General features: G+C 67.0%; 14 protein-coding genes. 7 read left to right on the top strand and 7 right to left on the bottom strand.

Annotated elements, in window-relative coordinates; translation table 11 throughout:
• From ACTOWL_RS05760 to ACTOWL_RS05740, 5 genes are all read left to right on the top strand, one after another.
• Nucleotides 1-1,458, top strand: a 1,458-nt coding sequence (locus ACTOWL_RS05760; RefSeq protein ID WP_441320240.1) for an AfsR/SARP family transcriptional regulator, incomplete at its 5' end; no start/stop codon positions are given.
• On the top strand, nt 1,455-2,678 hold the full coding sequence (locus ACTOWL_RS05755) for an MFS transporter (RefSeq protein ID WP_441320239.1): 1,224 nt from the start codon (nt 1,455-1,457) through the stop codon (nt 2,676-2,678). The genes ACTOWL_RS05760 and ACTOWL_RS05755, both read left to right, overlap by 4 nt.
• A gap of 384 nt (nt 2,679-3,062) precedes the next feature.
• Nucleotides 3,063-10,181, top strand: a complete 7,119-nt coding sequence (locus ACTOWL_RS05750; RefSeq protein ID WP_441320238.1) for a hypothetical protein — start codon at nt 3,063-3,065, stop codon at nt 10,179-10,181.
• Between the two features lie 21 nt (nt 10,182-10,202).
• Nucleotides 10,203-11,126, top strand: a complete 924-nt coding sequence (locus ACTOWL_RS05745) for an alpha/beta hydrolase (RefSeq protein ID WP_441320237.1) — start codon at nt 10,203-10,205, stop codon at nt 11,124-11,126.
• 180 nt (nt 11,127-11,306) lie between these two features.
• Nucleotides 11,307-12,452, top strand: coding sequence for a DUF2306 domain-containing protein (locus ACTOWL_RS05740; protein WP_441320236.1), 1,146 nt, complete (start codon nt 11,307-11,309; stop codon nt 12,450-12,452).
• 34 nt (nt 12,453-12,486) lie between these two features.
• On the opposite strand, the gene ACTOWL_RS05735 is transcribed toward ACTOWL_RS05740, so the two are convergent.
• The 3 genes from ACTOWL_RS05735 to ACTOWL_RS05725 form a co-directional block, all read right to left on the bottom strand.
• Complete coding sequence (locus ACTOWL_RS05735) at nt 12,487-13,929, bottom strand: UbiD family decarboxylase (RefSeq protein ID WP_441320235.1); 1,443 nt, start codon at nt 13,927-13,929, stop codon at nt 12,487-12,489.
• 71 nt (nt 13,930-14,000) lie between these two features.
• Nucleotides 14,001-14,585: a UbiX family flavin prenyltransferase gene (locus ACTOWL_RS05730; protein ID WP_441320234.1), complete on the bottom strand. Its 585-nt coding sequence runs from the start codon at nt 14,583-14,585 to the stop codon at nt 14,001-14,003.
• A gap of 18 nt (nt 14,586-14,603) precedes the next feature.
• Nucleotides 14,604-15,770: a hypothetical protein gene (locus ACTOWL_RS05725; RefSeq protein WP_441320233.1), complete on the bottom strand. Its 1,167-nt coding sequence runs from the start codon at nt 15,768-15,770 to the stop codon at nt 14,604-14,606.
• 673 nt (nt 15,771-16,443) lie between these two features.
• Between ACTOWL_RS05725 and ACTOWL_RS05720 the strand changes: the two genes are divergently transcribed.
• Nucleotides 16,444-17,076 (top strand): tyrosine-type recombinase/integrase, encoded by a 633-nt coding sequence (locus ACTOWL_RS05720; protein WP_441320232.1) that lies wholly within the window; start codon nt 16,444-16,446, stop codon nt 17,074-17,076.
• A 331-nt stretch (nt 17,077-17,407) separates the two neighbouring features.
• Here the strand turns inward: ACTOWL_RS05720 and ACTOWL_RS05715 are convergent, their stop codons facing one another.
• The 4 genes from ACTOWL_RS05715 to ACTOWL_RS05700 form a co-directional block, all read right to left on the bottom strand.
• On the bottom strand, nt 17,408-18,040 hold the full coding sequence (locus ACTOWL_RS05715) for a glutathione S-transferase family protein (RefSeq protein ID WP_441320231.1): 633 nt from the start codon (nt 18,038-18,040) through the stop codon (nt 17,408-17,410).
• A gap of 19 nt (nt 18,041-18,059) precedes the next feature.
• Nucleotides 18,060-18,800: an SDR family oxidoreductase gene (locus ACTOWL_RS05710; protein ID WP_441320230.1), complete on the bottom strand. Its 741-nt coding sequence runs from the start codon at nt 18,798-18,800 to the stop codon at nt 18,060-18,062.
• A gap of 110 nt (nt 18,801-18,910) precedes the next feature.
• Nucleotides 18,911-19,747 (bottom strand): alpha/beta fold hydrolase, encoded by an 837-nt coding sequence (locus tag ACTOWL_RS05705; protein ID WP_441320229.1) that lies wholly within the window; start codon nt 19,745-19,747, stop codon nt 18,911-18,913.
• 42 nt (nt 19,748-19,789) lie between these two features.
• The gene (locus ACTOWL_RS05700; protein ID WP_441320228.1) at nt 19,790-20,536 is read right to left on the bottom strand and encodes an SDR family NAD(P)-dependent oxidoreductase; all 747 of its coding nucleotides are present in this window, start codon (nt 20,534-20,536) and stop codon (nt 19,790-19,792) included.
• Between the two features lie 170 nt (nt 20,537-20,706).
• Here ACTOWL_RS05700 and ACTOWL_RS05695 point away from each other — a divergent pair, with 170 nt between their 5' ends.
• Nucleotides 20,707-21,669 (top strand): LysR family transcriptional regulator, encoded by a 963-nt coding sequence (locus ACTOWL_RS05695; protein WP_441320227.1) that lies wholly within the window; start codon nt 20,707-20,709, stop codon nt 21,667-21,669.
• Nucleotides 21,670-21,743 lie beyond the last annotated feature (74 nt).

Genomic DNA, 21,743 nt, shown 5'->3' with positions numbered 1-21,743 from the left:
CTGCTGCTGGGCAGCGTGCTGGCCAACCACCTGATCTGGTGGCGCGGCGACCTGGCCGCCGCGCGCCCCTTCCTCGACCAGTTGGAGGGGCTGGCGCGGCAGCGCGGCATGGCGCCCATGTCGGTCATGACCTGGTACTACGCCGCCCTGTCCCAGGCCCATCTCGACGGCGACGACGCGGCGTTGCGCCGGCTGGCGGACGAAGCCGTGGCCTATGCCGGCGACCGCGGCGTCTCGCACCGCCTGACCAACGCCTTCTGGATCGTGGTCCATGCGGTGGGCGCCGCGGGCGACGGCGCCGCGGCCGAAGCCATGCTGCAGCGCTACGCCACCTGCGCCCGGCAGCGCTGGCGCCGCACCGACTTCATCGGGCTGCACCATCTGCGCGCCGTCGTGGCGCTGTGCGCCGGCGACACGGCGACCGCGATCGCCGAGGCCGGGCAGGCCCTGGACTATGCCAGGCGCTATGGCGGGCCGCACCAGCTCGCGGTGCAGAGCCTGGTGCTGGCGACCGCCCACGCCATGACCGGGGACGAGGCGGCAAGGCCGCATGTCGAGACGCTCCGCGAGGTCGCGGCGCAGACCGGCAACTCCACCTTCCTGCTGCATGCCGACCTGGCCGAGGCATTCCTGGCCGAGGCCCAGGGCGGCGATGTCGCCGGGCCGTGGGGCCGCGTCGCCGAGGCCGCCGGCCGCCTGGGGTTCCGCCGGATCGCCGGGATGAACCGGCCGGCCCTGGCCCGGCTGGCCGACCGGGCCCTGGCCGCCGGGGCCGAGCCCGAGCCGACGCGGCGGGTGATCGCGCTGTGGGACCTGCCGCCGCCGGAGGACGGCGCGCATGAGCTGTGGCCCTTCCCGGTCGAGATCCGCGCCCTCGGCGGCTTCATGGTGCAGGTCGAAGGGGCCCGCCTCGCCATGGGCACCGGCAAGGCGCAGCGCAAGCCGATGGAGCTGCTGTGGTGCCTGGTCGCCGGGCCGGCCGAGGGCTGGGCGCAGGGGGAACTGGCCGACCAGCTGTGGCCGGAGCTCGACGGCGACCGCGCCATCGCGTCGCTGCACACCACGGTCTACCGGCTGCGTAAGCTGATCGGGGGCCGGTCGATCCGGCACGAGAACGATCATATTGGCCTCGTGCCCGGCCAGGTCAGGACGGATGTGGCGCGGCTGCGCGCCGCACTGTCGGCGCTGCAGGACCCGGCCCTGGAGCCGGCCGGCCGGCTGGCCGCCTTCGACCTGGCGATCAGCCTGGTCCGTGGCCCGCTGCTGCCCGGCATCCGGCTGGCGCCGGTGGCCGAGGCGCGCGACCGGCTGCATGCGCTGCTGGCATCGGCGGGGATCGAGGCGCTGCTGGCGCAGGATCCCGCCGACCCGGCCACGGCGCTGCGGGCCAGCCGGTTGTGCGCCGCCATGCCCGGCCTGCGCCTGCCGCCTTCGCTGGCCGGCCTGATGCCGGAATGACGACGGTCGCCGCCTCGGATCCCGTCGACGCCGGGCCGCCGCGGCTGCTGCTGGTCCTGACCGGCCTGTACCTCGCCCAGGCGATCCCGGTCTCGCTGTTCCTCACCGCCATGCCGCCGATCCTGCGGCAGGAAGGGGTGACCCGCACCGCGCTGGGGTACCTGATCCTGCTGGCGATCCCCGGCGTGCTGAAATTCCTGTGGGCGCCGATGGTCGACCGGGTACGACCGATCGCCCGGGCGCACCGCGCCGGCTGGATCGTGCTGACCCAGATCGGCGTGGTGCTGGCGGTGCTGGCGCTGCTGCTGATCCGCCCGGGCGACCTGGCCGGCTTCATCCCGATCGCCTTCGCCATCGCCATGCTGGTCTCGACCCAGGACATCGCCACCGACGGCTATGCCACCCTGGCGCTGGCACCGAGACGGCGGGCCGCGGGCAATGCGGTGCAGAGCGGTGCGGCCGCGGCCGGCGTGGTGCTGGGCGGCAGCGTCGGCCTTCTCCTGTACCACCAGTTCGGCTGGTCCGCGATGGTGCTGGGCATCTCCGGCCTGTGCCTGCTGCCGCTCGCCGCGGTGCCGGCGATGCGGGAGGCGTCATATGCCGGCGACGCGGCCGGGCCGAAGCCGCAACCGCGGGTCTGGGCCTTCCTGCAGCGGCCTGAGGCACGACGGATCCTGTGGATCGCCCTGCTGTTCCGGGCCAGCGAGGGGCTGGTGCAGCCGATGGAGGCGCCGTATCTGGTCGATGCCCGGGTCGGGCTCGACACCATCGCCACCCTGACCGCTGCATCGGCCTGCCTCGCCGGGTTGGTCGGGACGGCGCTGCTGGCCTGGCTGCTGCAACGCCGCGGACCGGCGGTCGCGCTGGGCCTGGTCGGCACGCTCAGGATTCTGGCCTGCCTGGTCTTCACCCTGCATGCCACCGGCCTGCTGCCCGGGCTGCCGCTGCTGTTCGGCGCCGCGGCGCTGCAGACGGTGATCCGCACCACGGAGCTGGTGGTGCTGTTCAGCCTGTTCATGGACGTGGCCTCGCCCGCCCAGCCGGGCACCGACTTCACCATCCTGGCCTGCGCCCAATATGCGGCCTTTCTGTTCGGGTCGGCGCTGTCGGGAAGGCTGGCCGACGGCTTCGGCTACGCCTGGCTGTTCGGCCTCGGCACGGCCTTGTCCGTGGTCGTGCTGGCCGGATCGATGGTCCTGATGTCCGGCCGCCGCCTTTAAGCCAGGAGCATTGTCGCCGACGACGGCGGCATAGACCACCTGGGGCGATCCCTCCGTGCTCGCGCCGGCTTTTGCCACGGCCCGGGGCATGAGCATGCCCAAGAATAAGCCGTCCCGGGCATTGTCGGCCGACCCTATTCCTGCATTTCCGGCTGTTCTGCAACAGGCCAGCCGCCCGGCCGATCAGGCGGCGTCAGATGATCAGAAAATTTTCTCCTTCCGGTGATCTGTGATCGATCCGTGAGGGGATCGCGGGGGCCACGGTCCTATCGTGCCATCGGGTTTCAAAACCTCTGGGGACGGCCATGCGCACGGATTTTCTGCTGCAGGCCGTCGGTGGCAGTGCCGTCAATCGTCGATAGACCGCTGGAAGGAAGAACGTCGATGCCAGGCTGGAAGATCGTCCTCCGACCGGGCGCCTGCGCCGGCCTTTTGGCTCTCGCGATCTGGCTCATCATGCCGACGGAGGCCATGGCGCAACAAGGCTGCATGTTCAACGGCGGCACCTGCACGTTTCCCACCGGGAGCTACTCGACCCAGCTTCTTCAACAGGGCACCAACGGCGGCTACTACGAGATCGATGTGAATGCGGGGACGACGGTGACCGTGGATCCGGCCGCTTCCGGGTCCTTCATTAATTCTGCGGCGCTTTTCCAAAATAACGCCCCGGCGGGGACGGAGTCGGCACCGGCGGGCACCGTTGCGGCCGGATTGACGGTTGTCAACAACGGGTCGCTCACCCTGCAAACTGCGTCTTCTGGGCTGGCAAACACGAGTTTTACAGGCCTTTATTCCAGTGTGGTGGGGGGCGATGGCTATACCGGCAACACCCCCGGCAATGCCGGCTTCGCGACGGCACCGCTCAACGTCACCAATAATGGTACGATCACGCTCAGCTTCCTGAATGCGGATGTTCTCAACGGCGCCGCCCTCTATGCCCTTGCCGCGGGGGGGCATGGCGGCTGCAACAGCGACTGCCTTGCCAGCTACGACTCGACCGTCGGCGGGAATGGCGGCTCTTCCGCCGGCGTGACGGTCACCAACACCGGCACCATCAATGCTCAGGTTGGGACGCAGGGTGGCGGCGGCCAGAACGGCTTTGCCGGCATTGCCGCGCTGTCGATCGGCGGCAATGCCGGCCGCGGCGATAACGCCGCCACTGGCGGCGGCAGCGGGTTCGCAACGGTCACCAATTCGGCGCCCGTCACCGTCGACTTCGGTTGGTCTGCTGATCCCGCAGGCAGCAGCATCGGCGTTTATGGCATTCAGGCGCTGACGCAGGGCGGCAACGGCACCGGCGCGAAGGGCAGCTATTCCCTTGCCGGCGCCGGTGGCCACGTCGGCAGCGCCTCCGTCACCCTGACCAGCGGCGGCACTGTCGCGGTGACCGCAACCGGCGCCCCGCCGCAGGCCGGCATCGGCTCGGGTCCTCTCGCGACCATCATGGGCGCGGGCGTTGCCGCGGAGGCGATCGGCGGCAATGGCGGCAATGGCGAGGAAGAGAATTCCAATGCCGGCCGCGGCGGCGACACTCAGGACGCCCCGACCATCACCATCACCGACGCCAATGTGACGGCAAGCGGCACCGGCCTGGCGGGGCTGCTGGCCTTGAGCCAAGGCGGCGCTGGCGGCCTCGGCGCCACACAGAACGCCGGCAACACCTCCGGTTCTGCGTACAGCGATGGCGGCTCGGGCGGCTCAGCGTCCGGCCCGAGCGTCACCGTCGCGGCTCAGACCCAGACCGTGACGATATCGACGAATGGGAACAATTCACCGGCGCTCGCAGCCTTCGCGCTCGGCGGCGCCGGCGGCAAGGTCAATGAAAACACCCACACCGACGGCCACAATACCGGCACGACCGGCGGCGCCGGTGGCGAAGTGTCAGCCACCTCAGTCACCCTGACGGGATCCAACGGCCATTTCGTCGATCTGGCGACGAATGGCGACACCTCGCCAGGACTCTATGTCGTGAGCCAGGGTGGCACCGGCGGCTACGGCGGTGATTTCGATTCCGGCCTCAGCCACGGCGGCGGTGGCAGTGGCGGCACTGGCGGCAATGGCGGCGACGTTGCCGTCACGCTCCAATCGGCCGGCATCACCACACAGGGCTCTGCCTCGCCGGGCATCGTCGCCCAGTCGCAGGGCGGGGTCGCCGGCGGCGGCGGCACCGCCGACGGCGGCCCCGGTTCCAACGCCGGCGGCGGCGGCGGCAACGGCGGCGGCACCGGCGGCGTCGGCGTCTCGCTTGACAGCGCCTCGACCATCACCACGACCGGCACCGATTCCTCGGCCATCGTCGCGCAGGCCCTCAGCGGCGCCGGCGGCGTCGGGGGGGACGTGGACGATCATCTTGAAGGCCAGGGCGGCAACGGCGGCGCCGGCGGCAATGCGGGCAGCGTCACGGCCACCAATGACGGCATGATCAGCACCTCCGGTGACAATGCCCGCGGCATCCTTGCGCAGTCGCTGGCGGGGGCCGGTGGTTCGGGGGGGACCGCGGACGGCTATTTCAACACGAACGGCGGCGCCGGTGGTTCGAGCGGCCAGGCCGGGGCCGTCACGGTCAACAACTTCGGCGCGATCACGACGAGCGGATCAGATGCGCAGGGCATCGTCGCGCAATCGATCGGCGGCGGCGGCGGCGCCGGCGGTTCGGCAACCGGCCTTGGTGCGGTCGGCGGCACCGGCGCTCTCGCTGCCGCTGGCAACGCCGTCACGGTCAATCTCCAAGGCAGCATAGCCACCTCCGGCCTCTCGTCGGCGGGCGTCCTGGGCCAGTCGATCGGCGGTGGCGGCGGCGACGGCGGCGGCGCCAGCGGTGGCGTGATCACGCTCGGCGGCAGCGGCGCCGGCGGCGGGGCTGGCGGCGCGGCCACATTCTGCTCTGGTGGCAGTTCCTGCCCCGGTGGCGGGTCGCAGATCACCACGAATGGCGATTATTCGCCCGCCGTCCTCATGCAGTCGATCGGCGGCGGCGGCGGCCATGCCGGAAACGCCAGCAGCTCCGCGCCATTCCTGTCGATTGCCGTCGGCGGACAAGGCGGCGGCGGCGGCGGCGGCGGGTCGGTCGTCCTCGACACCAGCCAGACGAATATCACCACCGTCGGGACGAAGTCGCCCGGCCTTGTGGCGCAATCGATCGGCGGCGGCGGCGGCATGGGCGGCAATGCTGTCGCCAAGTCGGTCGGAGTGGGCATCGCGGCCGCCGTGAGTGTCGGCGGCAATGCAGGCGGCGGCGGCGACGGCGGCTCTGTCTTGGCCCGCGTGCAGCAGGAAGCCATCGCGACGGGCCAGAGCCCGCAGCTGCTCAACGGCAATCCGCCCTGCATGTCGCCACCCTGCGCCGCCTTGCCGGTCGACTCCTACGGCGTCGTGGTCCAGAGCATCGGCGGCGGCGGTGGCCTCGGCGGGTCGGCGGTCGCGAAAGCGGTCGCGATTTCCGTTCCCGTGCCGGACACCGACCTGGAGATCGGCTTCGGCGCCGCCGCGACAGTCGGCGGCCAAGGCGGCAGCGGCGGCAAAGGTGGAACGGCGCAGTTTCAACTGTCGAACGGCGGCCTTATCAAAACCAGCGGCCAGGGCTCGACCGGCGTTCTCCTGCAGAGCGTCGGCGGCGGTGGCGGCGCCGGCGGCGACTCGTCCTCGATGGCGGCCGTCATCGGAGCCGCAGCCGTTTCAGAAGAGACGACGTCGATCAATCTCGCCGTGAACTTCGCACTCGGCGGCACAGCCGGCGGTGGCGGCGATGGCGGCACCGTCAATGCGGCGCTCGGTGGAACGATATCGAGCAGCGGGACATTGTCGGCGGACCCGAGCGGCAGCGCGCCGACCGCCATCGTCACCTATGGCGACTTCGCCAATGGCATCATCGCACAATCGATCGGCGGCGGTGGCGGCAATGCCGGATATGGCAGCGGCAATACACAGGCTTTCGGCGCCGGCAACGACATCACGGTCAATGTGGCCCTGGGCGGCAAAGGCGGCAGCGGCGGCGACGGCGGCGCGGTGAATGCGGCGCTCTTTCCCGGCAACGGCATCACGACCTATGGCTCGGGCGCGGTCGGCATGATGGCGCAATCGATTGGCGGCGGCGGCGGCGCGTCCCAGGGCGATTCGTTCGGCTTCGCCGCTCCGATCAAAGGCGGAAGCAGCTACATCGTGGGCGCCACACTCAACCTGGGTGTGAGCGGCCCCACTGGCGGCGACGGCGGCCCCGTTACGGTGTCGGTCGACGCGCCGATCACCACCCATGGCGGTGACGCGACCGGCGTGCTGGCGCAATCGATCGGTGGCGGCGGCGGGCTTGCCGGCTCCGCCGGCGCCGACGCCTCGGCGGACAATCCGGTCACGGTCGTGGGGAATGCACGACAGGCGGGCAGCAACCTTAACGGCGCCCTGAAGGGGGACACGCCTGTCCAGGCGACCTTCACGACATCGATCGGCGGCACCGGTGGAACCGGCGGCGATGGCAATGCCGTCACCGCGAATATCCAGGGTCCCATCACGACCGCAGGCGACTGGGCCAATGGCGTCGTGGCGCAGTCGATCGGCGGCGGCGGCGGCAAGGGTGGTTCGGCCGCCGCTACGGGTACGGGCGGGATCCCGGCGATTACGGTCAACGCCGACGTGGCGATCGGCGGCAAGGGCGGTGGCGGCGGACAGGGCGGCCAGGTGGCGATCAACCTCGGCGAAGGCGGCTTTATCGGCACGGCTGGGTTCGGTGCGACCGGCCTGATCGGGCAAAGCGTCGGCGGCGGCGGCGGTATTGGCGCCGACGGCTCGGACGCGGCGGCGGGCACTCTTTCGGTGGGTGCGGCTTTTGGCGGTTCAGGTGGGCAGGGCGGTGCAGGTTCGGCAGTCACCCTCGGATATTTGGACAGCGCGATTGTTACCACCGGCGCAGCGGCGGATGGCGTGGAGTTGCAATCGATCGGCGGCAGCGGCGGGATCGCCGGCGCCGGCAGCAGCCTCTTTTTCCAGAGCGCGGGCAACTGGCAGCCAATGGGATCGCTGACGCTCTCGGCCGGTGGCGGCTCGGCGTCCTCCGGCGACGGCGGCGTGGTGACCTTTTGGCCTCAAGGGCAACCTCAACAGCAATTGGATCCGCCCCTTCTCATCTTGACGAGGGGCAATGATTCCTTCGGCATCCTCGCGCAGTCGATCGGCGGCGGCGGCGGCCTTGTGACCAGTCAGCCGACCGGCTCGTCCTATGCGCTCGCGATCGGCGGCAACACCAGCGGCGGCAACGGCGGTGACGTCGTTGTCGAGCTGCCCGGCAACAGCACGATCCAGACGACGGGCATCGGGGCGCATGGCCTTGTGGCGCAATCGATCGGCGGCGGTGGCGGCGTCATCCGTGTCGTGAACACAGTGGGAGATACGCCGGCACTGACCACGTCGATGGCCGGCCTGACCTCGTACAAAACCAATGGCAACGGCGGAGCTGTAAGTGTCTCGGCGGGCGGCACCATCCAAGTCTCCGGTGCAGGCGCTATCGGCATCCTCGCGCAGAGCGTTGGCGGCGGCGGCGGCCTCGTCATGAAGGGCGGCCTGTTTCAAGCGGGCACGACTGGCCAGTCCGGTTCTTCGGGCTGGGGCGATCAAGTCGAAGTCATAACGACGGGCTCGGTCTTTGCCACGGGTCAGAACGGCATCGGCATCTTTGCGCAAAGCACAGGCCCCAGCACACCTTCGAACGGGCCGATCGTCGTCGCGGTCGGCGGCAGCCTGATCGGCGCCGGCGGGCCCGGCGGCAGCGTGGTCGGAGGCAGCGGCTCGGGCGCCACCTACACCACCCCAGGCAGCGCCGGTATCGTGGTCGACAGCCCGCCCGGCGGACAGGGCAGTGCGGTCCTCGTGTCCCCCGGCGGCCTGGTCACGACGCTCTTGGACACCGACGGCACTGCGATCCTGGCCTCGGGCGGCGGGTCGGCCAATGTCACCAATGACGGCACCATCACCGGCTCGGTCCTTTTGAACGGCGGCACCGGCGGCTTGGACGCCTTCAACGACGGCCTGCTGACCAATCACGGGACCCTGAACGCCGGCGCCACGGTTGACGCAGATGTCGTGAACAGCGGCACGGTCAATGTCGGGCGGCCCGGGACGCCCGCGCTGCAGACCACCACCGTCACCGGCGATTTCACCCAGACCGGCGAGGGCCGGCTGGGCGTGACCGTCGACTCGCTCAACCGGACCACCGGCCATCTCCAGGTCGACGGCACGGCGACGCTCGACGGCAAGATCGTGCCGACGGCGATCACGCTGCTGCCCGGGGCGCTGCCGGTGGTGACGGCGGGGCATCTCGTCTCCACGGCCGATGGGGCGGATGTGCAGCTGTTCCACTGGGACACCGCGCAGTCCGGCAACACCCTCTCGCTCTCGCCGCGCCGGAATTTCAAGCCCGGCGGCGTGTCCCTGACCGAGAGCCAGTCCTCGCTGGCCGGCTATTTCGGCCGGGCCTGGGACAACGGGGACAAGGCCTTCGCCACCCGCTTCGCCGAGCTGTCGCGGATCGGCGACGGCAGCGGCTACAAGGCGGCGCTCGACGCCTGGTCGAGCAAGGCGGCCCATGCCCAGTCCATCGCGCTGGCCGGTTCGGTCGGCACCATCCTGGGGGCGGCGATGAGCTGCCCGGTCTTCGTCGACGACACCGTGCTGCTGGGCGAGGACAACTGCGTCTGGGCCAAGGTCACCGGGCGCTGGACCGACCAGTCCGCCAACGGCAACACCCAGGGCTACCACGTCTCGGGCACGACCTACCGGATCGGCGCCCAGCACGAGATCGCCCCCGACTGGTATCTCGGCGCCTCCCTCGGCTTCGGCCAGAGCTGGACGACCGTGGATGGAGGCTCGTCCGGCAACGGCGATACCTATGACGGCTCGGTCACGCTGAAGCGCGTCATGGGGCCGTGGCAGTTCGCCGGGTCGATGGCCTTCGCCGGCGGCTCGTTCGAATCCTACCGGCGGGTCGACATCCCCGGCATCACCAGCGGGACGCTGAAAAGCGAACCGAGCATCTTCCTGGCCGGCGGCCGGCTGCGCGCCGCCTATGAGTTCGCCTTCGACGACTGGTACATCCGGCCCTATGGCGATCTCGACGTGGTCTACAGCGAGCTGCCCGGCTTCGAGGAGAAGGGGGACGATCTCAGCGCGCTGGATGTCCACGACAGCAGCAAGACCAGCGTGGCGCTGTCACCGATGGTGGAGTTCGGCGGCCGGCTAGACCTGGACCCGGAGACCACGCTGCGGGCCTATGCGGCGTTCGGCGTGAGCTACCAACCGGACAACACGCGAACGATCCATTCCAGCTTCGTCGGGGCGTCCTCGGCGAACGACAGCTTCAGCGACCAGATCGACTCGCCGGAGATGCTGGGCCGGATCGATGTCGGGGTGCAACTGTTCCGGGCCGGCGGGTTCGAGCTGAAGGGGGAATACACCGCCGATGTCGGCGACTCCTTCCTCAGCCAGTCCGCCAGCGCCCGTTTCGCGTATCACTTCTGAGGCGAGGGCAGGATGACGGCCATGAGGCGCAGAACGGTTCTCCTAGCGGGTGTGTCGCTGTCCGCTGCGGCAGTCGGCAAATCCTTTGCCGCGTCGGTATTCCTCGATTACACCCAGGAGCAGTTGGATAAGGCGTACGACCAGTCACTCTGGGCGCCGCAGATGGCGGAGCTGGAGGCAAGCGATGGCACCGCCAGCGCCGCGGTCCGGCGCGCGATGCCGCCGCGCACGGCGCAATACGGTCCGGATGCCGACGATCTCATCGATGTGTTCGCGCCGGCGAATACCAAGGCCGCTCCGGTCCTGGTCTTCCTCCATGGCGGTGCCTGGACCCGAAACACACGCGAGGATGTATCCTATCCGGCCCCGACCTTCGTGACGCGTGGGGCGGCCTATGCCGCGCCCGATTTCGGCAGTCTGAAAACGCTGACGCTGCCACAGATGGTCGAGAATTGCCGGCAAGCGGTCGAGTGGACGGTGAAGAATGCCGCAGGTTTCGGCGGCGACCCGAACCGGGTCTACGTGGCGGGCCATTCTTCCGGCGCGCATCTGGCGGCCTGCGTGATCATGACCGACTGGACGCAGCGCGGCCTGCCGGCGGATGCCGTCAAGGGCGGCTTCCTGATGAGCGGCATGTATGATCTCTATCCGGTGCTGCTGTCCTCACGCAGCGGCTACCTGCACCTGACGGGTGCGGAAGAGGCGGAATTCAGCCCGATGCGCCACCTCGACCGGATCGGCTGCCCGATTGCCGTCGCGTCGGCCGACCAGGACAGTCCGGAGTTCAAGCGCCAGTCCGATGTGTTCGCGGAGGCGCTGCGCGGCATGGGCAGATTGGCAAGTCGGACAGTGGCTTTCGACGCCAACCATTTCCAGGAGCCGGAGCGCCTGAAGGACCCCGACACCGAAGTCAGCCAAGCGGCGTTCAAGCTCATGGGACTCTGACGCGGCGCATGAGGTGATCGGCACGGATCTCCGTGCCCTCCCCCGCAACATGTCGAAAATATTCTGCCTCTGGCGCGTGATCTGTGATGGATCCGTGAACGGAACAGGCCCGGTCACCCCTTATGCTTCTGCATCGCCCGGTTCCATGTCAATTCCGACCGAGTAGAGGGCTAAGGTCCCATGACGATATCTGCGAAAACCGTCAATGTTGCAGCGTGGGCGGCGATCGGCATTGCGTGCCTGATCTACGCCCCGATGGCCATCGAATACATGGCGCAATACTTCACCTCGCATGCGCCGGAGCTGTATCTGCGGTCCCTCTCCGCCGTGATCAGCCTGAACCCTGACTCGCAGGTTGGATCGCTCGTTCACCACCAACTGCCGACCTATGTCAACAGCCGCTGGATCATGCTGGTGCACACGGTCACCGCTGGGTTGGCGCTCTTGCTTGGAATATTGCAATTCTCGAAGCGTGTGCGCCGGAACTGGCCGGCTGTGCACCGCTTTTCGGGGCGGGCGATGCTCATCATCGTTGCCGCTTCCATGATCACCGCACTCGCGTTTCTGTTCCGGACAGGCTCGGCGGCGACGACCAGCGGGCCGCCGTTCTTCAACATCCTCCTGATCTTCGCAATTTGCGTGCTCGCAGCAGCCGTGCTGGCGTTCCTGGCGATCAAGGAGCGGCAGATCAAGCTTCACCAGGCGTTCATGACCTACATGTTCGCGATGCTGCTGACCGCTCCAATCATCAGGATCATCGTCATCACTCTCTTGTTGGTGGCGTCCAGCGAGAGCTTTGACTCCGATTTCATGATCGGAGCCGGCGTGGCCGGGCCGTTGGCGGTGTTCGGTGCCGCCGTGGTGGTTCGCCGCTTTGGTGATCGCAGCGTTGAACCGGGGTCATCGATTGTCGATCATCCTGCGATCGCCCGCGGCTCGTGGGTGGCAGGCGCAATCGGGCTCGTCGCCGTCATTCTTGTCGGCGCCGAACTCGTCGGCCAGGTCGACCTGCCACTCGCCGCAGTGACCTTTGCCACGGTGGCGTTGCTCCTCGCGTGCGTGGCGCTGCGTCTTCGATCCCGTGCGGCCGGTGATCACCAGGCGGCGAAGGATTGGCAGATCCTCCAATCGGCGCTCGTCGCCACACCGGTTGCGTGTCTTGGCCTGTGGGCCATCTACTGCCTGTTCTGGCCGGCGCCCGTCGCGTTCTACTGCGCGGTGCTCGCCTCGCCGGTGGTTGCCATATCTCTGGGCTACCTGCCGTTCGCGTTGTTGCGGCGGAAGAGCGCGGTTAGAGCCCCCAGTACCACAGTCGCGGCTCATTGAGATGTGCTGAGCGGCTCTCCCGGGCGCCGGTTCTCTATCGCTTCCGCAGCTCGGGAAAGTCATAGTCCTGCCAGCCGGGTATATCCGCGACCTTGAAGAACTCGTGGCCGTGCTCGGCCACTGCCGGGCCGCATGCCTCGCCGGCAGGGACGTCGGCGGCCTTCTGTTCGTCCGCTCCGAACGGAAAAGTCGCATCGATGCCCATGGTGGATCCCACCCGCTTGTTGAGCGGGAGGGACCCGTCGATGGATGGATCCAGGGTGCCTCCCGGTAGACCGTCAACGATGATGACGTCGCGGGCCGGTTGGCTGCGGAATGCAATCGCCCATTCAACCTGGTCCGGGTTGTGAACATCGATATCGGGATCGACCACGACAACGATCTTGGGGCGCTGACTGCTCGCAATCGTGGTTAGGATGACGTGGCGCGCTTCTCCCGCATAGCGTTGTTTCATCGATATGACGATATAGAATGCGGTCCCGCCTGACGGTGGAATTGCGATGCTGGTGACTGTTGGATGCTGGGCTTTCAGCGTGGCGAAGTATGATGCCTCGTAGGGCAACTGCTTCAGGATATGATTTTCGGTCGGCGGCACCCCGGTGAGGAGGGCTTGGAAATAAGCATTGTTGCGATGCGTGATCGCCTTGACGCGCGCGATCGGCTTGTCTGAACCTGGCGTGTAGTATCCGGTGAATTCTCCGAGCGGCCCTTCGAAGACTTCCTTGGTAAAATCTATCTCCAGCTCGAACACCAGCTCGGCACGCGCGGGGACCTCGACATCGATGGTCTTGCAACGGACAAGCTCCACAGCGGCGCCTCGCATGCCCCCCACGACTTCAAAGTCGTTGGTTCCGTCGGGCACCTGGATCGGGCAGGTATAGGCCATCACCGGATCCACGCCGACCACCAAAGCTGCGTGAAAAGTCGTGTGCCCCAGACGGCGCGCCTTCGCGAGATGCCGGCCAAAGCGATGGTTCGGCAGTGCCAGAAAGCTCATGGTCTGCTTGTCGATGACCTCGAAGCGATAGTGCCCGATGTCCGGAATGCCCGTTTCAGGATCTTTGCTCACGACGATCCCCGCGGTGATGTAACGGCCACCGTCATCCGGGCTATACCTAGCCACCGGTAGCCGAGAAACATCAACCGCATCGCCCGCAATGACATTTTCGTGGACCGGCGCATCCGCCACGACAGTCGGCGGAATTCGGCTCGTCATTCCGCTCAAGATCCTGTCAAAGACGTCCTTCTCAGTCGTTTGCAGTGCAATAAGTGCTTTGGCACGGGTGTTGTAGACACCGCCAACCAACGGGAACTCGGTCCCGTTATTCTTGAACAGGAGCGCCGGACCGGACACCGACGCACTCTTGCGCATCGCCTTCGCCACCTCCAGCTCCGGCGAGACGGCGCGATCCAGTTCGAGAAGCTCACCGGCGTTTCGCAAGGCCTCGAGAAATTCCCGGAAATCTTGGAACGGCATAGTGGCTGCACCTTTCCTGTTCAACCGGCGAGACACCAGGACGGCCTTGGCAACCGGGAGGATTTGGATTGTCAGCGCTGTCCGTTTTTTTGCTGCCCGGTCCAGCGTTGGACCAGGCCTACATCGAGCCCGAACAGATCGAACACTCGCCCCACCGTATGCTCAACGATTTCGGCCACGGTATTCGGGCGCGTGTAGAAGGCCGGCACAGGCGGGAAGATGATCGCGCCATTCTCTGTTGCTGCGGCCATGCTGCGAATGTGACCCGCATGCAGCGGCGTCTCGCGGAACATCAACACGAGGCGGCGGCGCTCCTTAAGACAGACATCCGCGGCCCTGGTCAGAAGGCCATCGGTGGTCGAATGGGCTATTTCAGAGAGGCTATTCACGGAGCAGGGCGCGACCACCATCCCGATGGCGGTAAAGCTTCCGGACGCGATGGCTGCTCCGATATCGGCGTCGGGATAGACGTGGTCCGCCATGCTTCGGAGTTCTTGAATGGTCAAATCGGTCTCGTGAGCGAGAGTCCGCTCGCCGGCCTTTGTGACGACCAGATGAGTCTCGATCTCAAGGACGCGCGCCACCTGCAACATCCTGATGCCATAGATGATTCCGGTTGCGCCGCTGATGCCCACTATGAGCCTTGGACGCGGCATGACGATCTACGGCCTGTGCTATTGAACAGACGCTGGAATCGTCAGCACGGCCGCCTTCGTGCGGTCCGCTCCGCCTTCCCCAAGTTGCATGAGGAGCAGCAGCGTCCTGAAGGCATCCTTCGACTCGAAGTCGGTATCGTCGATCCAGAACCAGCGGTCTCTGTACTGAACCGCAGCAGCGGCATGACCAGATTGTGGTTGGCTCGCCGACGTCCGCACGATCACCACAGGCCTTTCCCCGACCGTCGCATTGCGGGGTGACGGAAGTGCGCGATGCTCCGCGACATCGGCGTCCGGGACGTCGATAAAGGCACTGACGGATGTCATCATCCCGATGAACGAGCGCGTCAACATCGCGACTTGATGCGGGCCATGTGCATCCCGCCCGTAAACGACTTCGACCTCGCCCGATCCGATCCCAAGCAGGGTGCGCACCCGCGCGGCCACGGCCGCCACTGCGCCGTCTCGACTGTTCAAAATCGAGAGGAACACATGCGACCCATCCTTGCCGTTGGTAAAGCGGAAGCTCAAAGCCCCGCCCTCCTGCAACGTCCGCAAGTCGGCGCACAGCTCGAAAAACTCAGGCGAACCGACTTGCAACCCGTCTTGTGACGTAAAGCTGGTCTGGAGGCGCCCGGCGTTGACGAGGCCTGCAACGGACTGGACAGTGAGACGGAATAGAACATCTATCCACATCCCATTCTCCGCCAGTATGAGCACTTCGCGTGGGCTGAGGGGACGAACGAAAGAACCTTCGAGCAGCGCCCCGGTGACCGGCGAAAACGTCATCGTCGGCCGATCCGTGAAACTGACGCCGCCCGTCTCCGAGGGAACGGGGAATCCCGTGACGGGATTGGGGCCAACCGAGACACCGCCGCTGCCTTGCAGCTGATAGCTCGAAACGATCTGATCGACGTTCACAAAAGTTGGAATGTCCCCATACCGGATTCGAACAATGTTCAGTAGAGTTTGCTGCTTTGTCGATTCGGATAGGGCTTGGCCATAGTCGACACGATCCCGATCAAGAACGAGTGGGCCGTAGCTTGAACACCCTCCAAGCAAGGCTAAAAGCATGAATGATCGGATCGCCCGCGTAACTGCCTTTCCCATCATCACACCACTTGGTTTCAGGGCTACGGACGCTGCCGCGGCGGTCGTTGAAACCGTGAATTTCGAATCGACCATCTTATAAGCTCCACGGTTGCGTCATGGCATCTCTCCTCTGACGCCACTCGGCGTTAGGATCGTCCCGTCGAACTGCCGCTTCTCGGCGGTCTGGATGAACAGCCAGGTTGCATCCTTGCCCGCCCCCGGCGGAAGAATCGAACCGGGCGATGCAGGAGCGTAAGGGATGACCGGGCCTGTTCCGTTCACGGATCGATCACAGATCAAGCATCAGATGCAGAATATTTTTGACACGCTGCGGGGAACAGGGAGCCCCGTGTTGCCCAGCGCGGCGTGGCATTGATGCGAAAGTTGCCTCAGGAAGGGCCTACCCCTAAGCGGAGGACCGGTTTCGGAAGCTAGCCTGGTCGAGGTGAATGTCCGGTCCGGGAAAGGCTAGAGGTCTGCCGAAGGGTCGCAGAAGGGGGCCGACCTGCCCTTCCGCCGAAGGACCGGTTTCGGGACCGGCTCGGCTGACGCGGATGTCCGGTCCGGGGGAACCAGAAGGGCCTCTGAACGTCGGCTATGGGGACCAGGCAGTCCATCATCCTTCGCCGTCCACGACGGTAGGACCACGCGATTCCCCACCATGGCCGCGGCGCCTCCGAATTGGTCACGGTCCTGGCCCATGATATTATTCGCCGGCTCACATCGATGAGCGTCGCGGCGGGAGGGTGGCTAGGAGTGATAGGCCATGCCCACCACCGATGATTCAAATTCCTCAACAAGTCGGCAAACCCCTTGGAACAAGGGACAGTTGGTCGGTCAGAAGCGACCACTGAAGCCGAAGGATGTTTGGTCCATACGCGCGCGGCTCGAAATCGAAGGCCGTGAGCGGGATCTGGCACTTTTCAACCTTGCGATCGACAGCAAGCTCCGGGCCAGTGACCTGGTCAGCCTGCGAATTGAAGACGTTCAGATCGGCGGACGTGTCCGCGAGCGTGCGACCATTATCCAGCAGAAAACTGCCCGCCCAGTTCAGTTCGAGCTGACCGATGGAACTCGGAAGGCCATACAGATCTTGTTATTGCATCGCGGCTCAGGCGCAGGCTTCCTATTCCCCAGCCGTAGTCGGGGCCAATCTCATCTCTCTACGCGTCAGTACGCCCGCCTCGTTCATGGCTGGGTAACAGATGCCGGCCTCGACAGCCCGGCCTACGGAACGCACTCGATGCGACGTAACAAGGCGGCCCAGATCTACCGCAAGACCGGCAATCTGAGAGCAGTCCAACTTCTTCTGGGCCATAGAAAGTTGGAAAGCACCGTCCGATACCTCGGCATTGAGGTGGACGACGCGCTCAGCATCTCCGAGCAGCTTGACCTCTGAGGGACTTGCAAGGGCACGTATATCGCCCGCGGCGTCTCACCGGCCGGGAGCCGATCTTATCGGTCCCGGCCGGCCCGCGCCATTTCCGGTCATTCCCACGGTCTGTCCAAACCGGACGTCGGCCAAGCTGACCGAAATCGGCTCCTCCGTACCGGCTTGACCCGCCTGCAGGGACCCAAAAGCCGACGTAGCGCCGACGTTCCGATAGCGGACATTTCCAGCGGTGGTTTCATCCACCTGCGCACCGGCAGGCGCCACCCGACGCCCTTGCGAGCCTGCATCCTGGAGCGCGGTGTTCCGCTCCGATGTGGCCTTGCTCGTGGCACACTCTCTACGCTGAGGCGCTCGGTCGGGCCGAGACCGCATCGTACCAGCGCTTGAAGGCGCCACACCCGGCCGGCAGCGGTGCCTGAAAGGCGCGGGTGGCGAAATCGACGGTCACCAGGGTCGTGATGTCCGCGGCGGAGAAACTGTCGCCGGCGACGAACGCGGCGTCCTCCAGCCTGGTGTCAAAATCGCTGTAGAAGTTCGCGACCCGCTGCCGGCTGCGCTCGACAAGCGCCGGGATCTGCTCGTAAGCGTGCGGGCCGGAGACGGCGCGCCCTTTGAGGCCGGCGGCCGCGTTCCTCACACCTTCCATCGCGGCTGCGAAGCCTTCGAGCTCGGCGCGACGCTCCCACATGGAGATGATCGCCTTCTCCTTCGGAGTCGTGCCGAGCAGCGGCCGCTCGGGGTAGGCCTCGTCGAGATAGCGCATGATGGCCGGCACTTCCCCGATCGCCGTGCCGTCGTCGAGCACCAGCGTCGGCACGACCGCGCGGGGATTGATGGCGCGATAGCCATCCGAGAACTGCTCCTTCGCGCCCAGATCCACGGGCAGCAGTTCGATGTTCAGGCCTTTCTCGGCAATGAGGATTCGCACGCGGCGGGAATTGGGCGAGCCGCTGGCATGATACAGCTTCATCGATTTTCAGCCCTGCTCTTCACGCGTTGGTGCCGCCGTCGACGGTGAGGCTTGCGCCGGTGATGAAGCCGGCCTCCGGCCCGGCGACGAAGGCCACCATCGCGGCGATATCGTTCACATGGCCGTACCGCTTCAGGGCCGTGTTCGCGATCTGCGGCGTCGCCCAGTCGCCGGCGACGGGGTTGAGATCGGTGTCGATCGGCCCCGGCTGGACGTTGTTGACCGTGATGCCGCGGGCGGCAACCTCCCTGGCCAGCCCCTGCGTGAACATCTTCACCGCGCCCTTGGTCGCGGCATAGGCGGCCAGGCCCGGCGTCATCATCCGCTCGCCCACGGAGGAGCCGATCGTGATGATGCGGCCGCCGTCCCGCATCTGCCTGAGAGCGGTGTGGGTGGCGACCAGCACGCCGCGCAGGTTGATGTCGATCATCCGATCCATCTCCTCCAGCGTGGCCTCCTCGAACGGCTTGGGAATGGCGGTGCCGGCATTGTTCACCAGCACGTCGAGCTTGCCGAAGGCGGAGACGGCCCGTTCGACCGCCGCGGTGACGGCCGCCGCGTCGGCCGCGTCCGCCCGGATCGCGATCGCCTTTCCGCCGGCGCTTTCGATGTCCCTCACCACCTGGGAGGCCGCGTCCGCGTCCCTGGCATAGGTGATCGCCACGCTGGCGCCTTCGGCCGCCAGCCGCCGGGCGATCGCGGCGCCGATGCCGCGCGAGGCGCCGGTGACGAGAGCGACTTTTCCTGCAAGTGTCGCCATGATCGGGTTCCTTTCGTGTCGGTCGATGTGCGGCGCGGTTCGCGGAATCGGGTTGCGCGTTGCTTCCGGCTTGGGGATCGACGGTGCCGGGCCTTCCCTTCCGGCCGGGGTCACGCGTCGAGGAAGAGCGAGGCGTGCTTCACGAACAGGTCGGGGTATTGGAAGAAGGAGCCGTGATTGGCGTCCGGATAGAGAATGAGCTGCGCGTCCGGCAGCTTCTGCTGCAGAGCGTAGGAGTTCATTGTCGGGATGATGACGTCGTTGCTGCCCTGCACGATCAGCGTCGGCTGCCGGATGTCCTGCAGATGGTCCCGGGCGCTCTCGCTGCCTGCGATGTAGTGGCCGATCGCCTCGCGCTGGCGGGCGGCGGCAGCGCCGGTCACCTCCGGGTCCCGATCCCGCCGGTGAAGCTTGCGGTCCAGGAAGGCGAGCCCGGCGGCGCGGCCGGCCGCGGATGGCGAGAAGTGAACCGCGAGCCACAGGTGCTCCGGCGGATCATAGGTTCCGGCGAAGATCTCGGCCGACCTGCTGGCGGTCATGTCCGCGCCCCGCGGCCCGGTGCCGACCAGGACCAGCTTGCGAACGAGCCCCGGCGCCTGCAGCGCGATTTCCTGGGAAACCATGCCGCCGATCGAGAAACCGAGCACGTCGACCGCGGCCAGGCCGAGCGCCTTGACGAAGGCGATCGCGTTCGCGCCCATCTCGGGAATGGTCGTGGGCACCTCGCCGGAGCTGCCGGCGATGCCGGCATTGTCGAAGAGGATGACCTCGCGGCCCTCGGCCAGGCCATCGGTCACGGCCGGATCCCAGTAGTCCATCGTGCCCCTGAAGTGCTGGTTGAGCACGATCGGGACGCCCCGGGGCCTGCCGAAGCGGCGATAGGCGAAGCGGATGCCCCCGGCCTCGACGAACAGGGTCGGGGCGGTCTGGTGCGTGTGCGTGGTCATGGCGGTGTGCCTGAGCTCTGGCGGTGAGGGCGGATCGTCGCGCTAGGCCGCGGTCTTGCCGCCATCGGCCGTGACGATCTGGCCGGTCACGAACGATGCGGCCTCGGAGGCGAGGAAGATGATCGCCTGGGCGATCTCGTCGGGCCGACCGATCCGCCCGAGCGGCACGGCCGCTGTCAGGGCCGTCTTGCGCTCGGCCGTGCCAGTGAAGCGGTCGAGCATGCCGGTCTCGATCGGGCCGGGCGCCACGGCGTTGACGCGAACGCCCGACCCGGCCGCTTCGAGCGCCGCCGACTTGGTCATGCCTTCGACGGCGTGCTTGCTGGCGGCATAGACGGACGCGTTCTTCGCGCCCTCATGGCCATAGGTAGAGGAGATGTTGACGATGCTGCCGGATCCCTGGGCGGCCATCACCCGCAGTTCGTGCTTCATGCTGAGCAGCGTGCCGAGCACGTTGGTGTCGAACGTGGCGGCGTAGCTCTCGGCCGTCTGCTCGATGACCGGCCCGGGCCTGCCCTCGGTCCCGGCGTTGTTGACCGCGGCGTCGAGGCGACCGAAGCGTGCGACCGTCCGGTCGACGAGGTGGCGGACATCGTCCTCCGTCCTCACATCCGCCCGGACGAATTCGACCTCGGCGCCGAACGAGCGGAGCTCATCGGCCAATGCTTCACCGGCATCCTGCCGGCGGCCGGACACGACCACGCGATGGCCGGACTTGGCGAAAGCGACAGCTGCGGCCCGGCCGATGCCGGTCAGCGCCCCTGTGATCAGGACAACGGGCGTGCTCACGTCAATCTCCTTGATATACTGAACTTCATGACCGCCGAGCCTAGACGCCGGCCAGCGGGGTCGTCCGAGTGGCGTCGCATCGGCCTGTCGAGCAGAGACTTGGTGACTCATTGCCCGGCGGAGAAAGACTTTGTAGGCTTCCCACCATGCTTGGCAGGCATGAGTAGGACATGGAGCTGCGCCACCTTCGGTATTTCGTCGCCGTCGCCGAAGAGGGCAGCCTCACGGTCGCGGCCGAGCGGCGGCTGCACACCGCCCAGCCATCGCTGAGCCGCCAGATGCGGGATCTCGAATATGAGGTCGGCACGCCGCTCCTGCTCCGCAGCGCGCGTGGCGTCGAACTGACCCCGGCCGGCCAGGCCTTCCTGGATCACGCGCGGCTGGCGCTGGCCCAGGCCGAGGCCGCCGTCGAAGCGGCGCGGCGGGCGGCTCAACCGGCCAAGGCGACGCTGGTCCTCGGCTTTCTGACCGGGCAGGAGATCGACTGGCTGCCGGAGGCGATGCGCATCCTGCGGGACGAGCTGCCCAGCATCGAGGTGACCGTCTGCAGCCAGTATTCCCCCGACCTCGCCCAGAACCTGCTGCGCGGCAAGCTCGACCTGGCTTTCATGCGCCCGGAGGCGCAGATGCCGGACCTGGACTACAGGGTCATCGTCAAAGAACCGCTGATGGTTGGCCTGCCGAGCGACCATCGCCTGGCGTCGCAAGATGCGATCGCGCTTCAGGACCTTGCGGGCGAGACGTTCATCGGCATGTCGAACACCGCACCGACGCTCCGGGCCATCATCGACGACCATCTGGGGAGTTCCGGGCTCGATCTCCGGCAGGCGCACCGGGTCGACAACCTGGCGATGGCGATGTCGCTCATCGCCTCGACCAGGGGCGTGGCGCTCCTGCCCGAATATGCGAAGAACTTCCTTCCACGGGCCGTGACCAGCCGCCCGCTCGCGGGCGAACCGCTAACGATCGATCTCGTCGTCGGCTACAACAAGACCAACGCCTCACCCATAGTGAGACTGTTCCTGTCGCGCCTCGACCAGCTCAAGAAGAAGGCGCCGCATCGCGACGACGAGATCCCCGCAGCAATGGCCACTACAGAGCCCAAAGGCGATCGGTATGCCCGGCCCGGCTGAAGGGCGCCAGATCCGGACATTACCATGGCCCCCGTAGCGGACATGACCACGGCCAACCCTTTGTGGAGACGGCT

Source organism: Inquilinus sp. CA228 (assembly GCF_052078665.1).
In the GTDB taxonomy this organism is placed as follows: domain Bacteria; phylum Pseudomonadota; class Alphaproteobacteria; order DSM-16000; family Inquilinaceae; genus Inquilinus.
Note: the sequence above shows the minus strand (reverse complement) of the source record. Positions and strands in the feature narration are given on the sequence as shown.

Bases quoted from the DNA above. Each gene is read 5' to 3' on its own strand.
- ACTOWL_RS05755 (WP_441320239.1), top strand. From the start codon at position 1,455: ATGACGACGGTCGCCGCCTCGGATCCCGTCGACGCCGGGCCGCCGCGG.
- ACTOWL_RS05750 (WP_441320238.1), top strand. From the start codon at position 3,063: ATGCCAGGCTGGAAGATCGTCCTCCGACCGGGCGCCTGCGCCGGCCTT.
- ACTOWL_RS05745 (WP_441320237.1), top strand. From the start codon at position 10,203: ATGAGGCGCAGAACGGTTCTCCTAGCGGGTGTGTCGCTGTCCGCTGCG.
- ACTOWL_RS05740 (WP_441320236.1), top strand. From the start codon at position 11,307: ATGACGATATCTGCGAAAACCGTCAATGTTGCAGCGTGGGCGGCGATC.
- ACTOWL_RS05735 (WP_441320235.1), bottom strand. From the start codon at position 13,929: ATGCCGTTCCAAGATTTCCGGGAATTTCTCGAGGCCTTGCGAAACGCC.
- ACTOWL_RS05730 (WP_441320234.1), bottom strand. From the start codon at position 14,585: ATGCCGCGTCCAAGGCTCATAGTGGGCATCAGCGGCGCAACCGGAATC.
- ACTOWL_RS05725 (WP_441320233.1), bottom strand. From the start codon at position 15,770: ATGGTCGATTCGAAATTCACGGTTTCAACGACCGCCGCGGCAGCGTCC.
- ACTOWL_RS05720 (WP_441320232.1), top strand. From the start codon at position 16,444: ATGCCCACCACCGATGATTCAAATTCCTCAACAAGTCGGCAAACCCCT.
- ACTOWL_RS05715 (WP_441320231.1), bottom strand. From the start codon at position 18,040: ATGAAGCTGTATCATGCCAGCGGCTCGCCCAATTCCCGCCGCGTGCGA.
- ACTOWL_RS05710 (WP_441320230.1), bottom strand. From the start codon at position 18,800: ATGGCGACACTTGCAGGAAAAGTCGCTCTCGTCACCGGCGCCTCGCGC.
- ACTOWL_RS05705 (WP_441320229.1), bottom strand. From the start codon at position 19,747: ATGACCACGCACACGCACCAGACCGCCCCGACCCTGTTCGTCGAGGCC.
- ACTOWL_RS05695 (WP_441320227.1), top strand. From the start codon at position 20,707: ATGGAGCTGCGCCACCTTCGGTATTTCGTCGCCGTCGCCGAAGAGGGC.